Source organism: Enterobacter sp. BRE11, from assembly GCF_031844285.1.
Taxonomy (GTDB): Bacteria; Pseudomonadota; Gammaproteobacteria; order Enterobacterales; family Enterobacteriaceae; genus Pantoea.
This window is the reverse complement of record NZ_JAUZUX010000037.1, coordinates 1-4,292: the sequence shown is the minus strand read 5'-3', so window position 1 is coordinate 4,292 and position 4,292 is coordinate 1. Positions and strand designations below refer to the sequence as shown.

At 52.0% G+C, this 4,292-nt stretch carries 4 protein-coding genes and 4 tRNA genes; 2 read left to right on the top strand and 6 right to left on the bottom strand.

Annotated features, from left to right (window positions below; all coding sequences use genetic code 11):
- Nucleotides 1–113: 113 nt before the first annotated feature.
- The 4 genes from Q9R34_RS21550 to Q9R34_RS21535 form a co-directional block, all read right to left on the bottom strand.
- Nucleotides 114–189 (bottom strand) — tRNA-Thr (locus Q9R34_RS21550).
- A gap of 5 nt (nucleotides 190–194) precedes the next feature.
- Nucleotides 195–269, bottom strand: a tRNA-Gly gene (locus Q9R34_RS21545).
- A 192-nt stretch (nucleotides 270–461) separates the two neighbouring features.
- Nucleotides 462–546, bottom strand: a tRNA-Tyr gene (locus Q9R34_RS21540).
- Nucleotides 547–553: 7 nt separating this feature from the next.
- Nucleotides 554–629 (bottom strand) — tRNA-Thr (locus tag Q9R34_RS21535).
- Between the two features lie 186 nt (nucleotides 630–815).
- On the opposite strand from Q9R34_RS21535, the gene Q9R34_RS21530 reads away from it, so the two are divergent.
- Nucleotides 816–1,130 (top strand): hypothetical protein, encoded by a 315-nt coding sequence (locus Q9R34_RS21530; protein WP_485896402.1) that lies wholly within the window; start codon nucleotides 816–818, stop codon nucleotides 1,128–1,130.
- Between the two features lie 32 nt (nucleotides 1,131–1,162).
- Nucleotides 1,163–2,113, top strand: coding sequence for a type I pantothenate kinase (coaA, locus tag Q9R34_RS21525; protein ID WP_033756003.1), 951 nt, complete (start codon nucleotides 1,163–1,165; stop codon nucleotides 2,111–2,113).
- 32 nt (nucleotides 2,114–2,145) lie between these two features.
- On the opposite strand, the gene birA is transcribed toward coaA, so the two are convergent.
- Together birA and murB are read right to left on the bottom strand one after the other, a co-directional pair.
- The gene (gene birA / locus Q9R34_RS21520; RefSeq protein WP_033756005.1) at nucleotides 2,146–3,105 is read right to left on the bottom strand and encodes a bifunctional biotin--[acetyl-CoA-carboxylase] ligase/biotin operon repressor BirA; all 960 of its coding nucleotides are present in this window, start codon (nucleotides 3,103–3,105) and stop codon (nucleotides 2,146–2,148) included.
- A complete protein-coding gene (gene murB, locus Q9R34_RS21515) occupies nucleotides 3,102–4,139 on the bottom strand; it encodes a UDP-N-acetylmuramate dehydrogenase (RefSeq protein ID WP_485896399.1) in 1,038 nt (345 codons plus the stop codon). The genes birA and murB overlap by 4 nt, the downstream gene beginning before the upstream one ends.
- Nucleotides 4,140–4,292 lie beyond the last annotated feature (153 nt).

The following is a 4,292-nucleotide window of genomic DNA, read 5'->3' as shown; positions in this document are numbered from 1 at the left end:
AGCCATCGCTTGTCCCTCTAAGACACGGATATATCAAAGATATCATCACATCAACCAGGCTTTGCCTGAATGCAGGATTTACAGAGAGAGAATCAGGGAGGAGATAAAGGAAGTGGTGCTGATACCCAGAGTCGAACTGGGGACCTCACCCTTACCAAGGGTGCGCTCTACCAACTGAGCCATATCAGCACATCTGGAGCGGGCAGCGGGAATCGAACCCGCATCATCAGCTTGGAAGGCTGAGGTAATAGCCATTATACGATGCCCGCATCCTGGAACTCGGCTACCTGTTCTTTCTGTAGCTTGTGAATAATAAGAGATGTTCCCCTACTATTCGAAGTCTGACAGTGTTGCTGACCGACTTTAACTGTGCCGAAGCGCAGTTTGAATTTGGGGTGAGAGAAGTGACTCACCGACAGACAAACAGGCTGTTTATCTGCTCCCAACCGGCAAGGTTGAGATGGTGGTGGGAGAAGGATTCGAACCTTCGAAGTCTGTGACGGCAGATTTACAGTCTGCTCCCTTTGGCCGCTCGGGAATCCCACCTACTTGATGGTGCCGGCTACCGGAATCGAACTGGTGACCTACTGATTACAAGTCAGTTGCTCTACCAACTGAGCTAAGCCGGCATCAAGTGACGCGCATTCTAGGAAGGTCGGGGACAGGATGCAACAAAAAAATCGCTGAAATAACTCTATCGCTTACTATTTGTGCAAATCCTCGCATTTTAGCGCCTTAGTGAGGGAAATTTAGGCAATCTCGGCAAGTTTTATCCGCTACGCTGCTGTATTTATCGCCTGAACATAACGAGCCAGATGAGACCTACACTAACTTTTACACGCCTGACGAAGAGGAAAAATAAAAAAATTTTCGCGGCGGTGCCCTTTTTCCACGGCCAGAAAAAGATTACGCATGAGCCAGAGGCTTTTCTGAGCAAGTTTATAGATACCTGCTGTGCTGAAGCCGGACTTATGCGCAGCCGCTTGCGAAAGCGTGCGCGTATTTATCATTTTTCTTCTTTTTATTATCACACTGATGTTAACCTCCAGCCCATTGTTCTCAGTAAAGACCTTGTGACATGCCGCTATGGTGCTCATATCCCGACAGGTTTTTTTACCTGCATGATATGAATCAGCCTTAATCTGCAGTCAGACGCATACTTATGAATAAAAAGAATTCACCTCTGACCACACCCTATTTAGAGTTCACGCGTAAGCAGTGGGCCGCCCTACGTAATTCTGTGCCAATGACCTTAACAGAAGAGGAGATTGCGCAGTTAAAGGGCATCAATGAAGATTTGTCTCTGGAAGAGGTCGCAGAGATTTACCTGCCTTTATCGCGCCTGCTTAACTTCTATATCAGCTCCAATCTGCGTCGTCAGGCAGTGCTCGAACAGTTCCTGGGCACAGACGGCCAGAAGATCCCTTACATTATCAGCATCGCCGGCAGCGTAGCCGTGGGGAAAAGCACCACCGCGCGCGTTCTGCAGGCGCTGCTGAGCCGCTGGCCCGAACATCGCAAAGTCGAGCTCATTACCACCGATGGCTTTTTGCATCCTAATGCGGTGCTAAAAGAGCGCGGCCTGATGAAGAAGAAAGGCTTCCCTCAGTCTTATGATATGCATCGGCTGGTTAACTTCGTTTCCGCACTGAAATCAGGCGCCAGTCAGGTCACAGCGCCGGTTTATTCTCATCTGGTGTATGACGTTATCCCGGATGGCGATAAAGTCGTGCATCAGCCCGATATATTGATTCTCGAAGGCCTGAATGTTCTGCAGAGCGGGATGGATTATCCTCACGATCCACACCACGTCTTTGTGTCGGACTTCGTCGACTTCTCTATCTATGTAGATGCGCCTGAAGACCTGCTACAGCGCTGGTACATCAATCGCTTTTTAAAATTCCGTCAGGGCGCTTTCACCGATCCCGATTCCTATTTCCACCACTATGCGCAGCTCTCCGAAGAGGAGGCCGTGCAGATCGCTACTGGGCTGTGGAAAGAGATCAACTGGCTGAATTTAAAAGAGAACATATTGCCGACCCGCGAAAGAGCCAGTTTGATTATGACCAAAGGCGGCAACCATGCCGTCGACCGGGTCAGGCTAAGGAAATAGCATAAAAAAGCCTGCATCGCGCAGGCTTTTTATTACTGTGGGCGAAGGGATATTTCGCCGCCTACCCAGGATTTCACCTCACCATCCTGTTCAAGCAGCAGCCCGCCCTGCTTATCTATGCCGCGCGCGATGCCGTGGATCTCGCGTTCGCCGATTAATAGCTTAACGGGTCGATTGAAGAAATTATCCAGCGCTTTCCAGCGCTCGGTGAAAGGTGCTAATCCATCACGTTCAAAGAGCGGTAGCGCCTCGCGCAGGCTGTTTATCAGCTTTGCAGCCAGATCGTTTCGATCAATTGCAATCCCGGCTTCCTGCAGATTGATCCAGCCTTGATTGATCTGCGCCGCTTCCGCGCCGCGCATCGCCAGATTGATACCGGCACCCATCACAATTTGCGCGGCGTCGCCTGTTTTCCCCGTTAGCTCAACCAGAATGCCCGCCAGTTTACGATCCTGTAGGTAGAGATCATTAGGCCACTTCACGCGTACGTCCTGCGCGCCCAGCTGCTGCAGGGTTTCGGCGATGACAATGCCGATAACCAGACTCAGCCCCATCGCGGCCGCAGGACCCTGCTCGAGACGCCAGTACATCGACATATAGAGATTAGCGCCGAAAGGTGAGAACCATTGCCGTCCTCGACGTCCTCGACCCGCCTGCTGGTATTCAGCAATACAGGCGTCGCCTGATTGCAGCTCGTTCATCCGCTCCAGCAGGTACTGGTTGGTCGAGTCGATAACCGGGATGATCGCCAGATTAGGCTGATGCAACTGCGCCAGTATCGCCTCTTCATTCAACAGCTGCATCGGCGCCGGCAGGCTATAGCCTTTTCCCGTAACCGTGTAGATATCCAGACCCCAGCTTTTAAGCGTCTGGATATGTTTATTGATTGCCGCCCGGCTCATTCCCAGTGATTCGCCAAGCTGTTCGCCGGAATGAAACTCGCCGTCTGAGAGTATTTCGACCAGCTTTAGCGGGATACTATGGTCTTTCATAGGATTGCCTCTACGGCGTTGCACTCGCCCTGTGCCGCGATAAAGCGCACCTCGGGCTCAAGCCATACACCAAATTTTTGCCCAACGCGAGCGCGTACTGCTTTCGCCAGCGCGACGATATCCTGAGAGGTGGCCTGTTCGGCGTTAATCAGCACCAGCGCCTGCTGCTGATGCACTGCCGCACCGCCGACGCGAAACCCTTTTAGCTGGCACTGATCGATTAACCAGCCTGCGGCTAGTTTTACTTCGCCCTCTTTCTGCGGGTAGAAAGGCATCTCCGGATAGGCAAGTTTCAGCTGCTCTGCCTGCTCGCGGCTTATCAGCGGATTTTTAAAGAAACTACCAACATTACCCGTCACACGCGGATCGGGCAGCTTGCTCTGACGCATATGACATACGGCGTGAAAAACTTCCCAGGCGGTTACCGTAGCAGGATTGAGACGTGTTAAATCGCCATAGGTCAGTACCGGCTGCCAGCTTTTTTTCAGGCTAAGCCCCACGGCGATAATTGCATATCCCTGCTGGTACTGATGCTTGAAGATGCTGTCACGATAACCGAATGCGCACGCTTCGCGCGACAGACGCTGCTTCGCACCCGTCTCGAGGTTCAGTACATCGACATAGTCGCAAACATCTTTGAATTCGACGCCATAGGCGCCGATATTTTGTATCGGCGCCGAGCCTGACATACCAGGGATCAACGCCAGGTTTTCGAGTCCAGGGATCCCCTTTTTCAGGGTCGCCTCTACAAGGGCGTGCCAGTTTTCACCGGCACCGACATGCAGCTTCCAGACCTCGTCCTGCTCTTGAATATCGATGCCTTTGATGCGGTTAAGCACGACGGTACCGGCAAAATCGTCCAGAAAAAGCACGTTGCTGCCTTCGCCCAGCAGAATAAATGGCTGATGCGCGGCTCTGGCATCTCGCCAGGCATTGAGGATCATTTCTGGCGTCTCAGCGATAATACGATCGCGCGCGCGGATCGCCAGACCAAGAGTGTTGTCAGCTTGCAGAGAAGGATACTGGTGGGACATTATGCGGCCTTTGCGAAATTATCTGCGCGTAGTTTACCGCATCAGTTCAGGCTTGTAGGGAAGTTTTGATGGCGCTGCGGCGGGAAATGAAACTTTTTTCGCCGATCGTCAGACGTAAAAAATCCCTCTGCGTCAGCAGAGGGCTTTTTTGTT

Bases quoted from the DNA above. Each gene is read 5' to 3' on its own strand.
- Q9R34_RS21530 (WP_485896402.1), top strand. From the start codon at position 816: ATGAGACCTACACTAACTTTTACACGCCTGACGAAGAGGAAAAATAAA.
- coaA (WP_033756003.1), top strand. From the start codon at position 1,163: ATGAATAAAAAGAATTCACCTCTGACCACACCCTATTTAGAGTTCACG.
- birA (WP_033756005.1), bottom strand. From the start codon at position 3,105: ATGAAAGACCATAGTATCCCGCTAAAGCTGGTCGAAATACTCTCAGAC.
- murB (WP_485896399.1), bottom strand. From the start codon at position 4,139: ATGTCCCACCAGTATCCTTCTCTGCAAGCTGACAACACTCTTGGTCTG.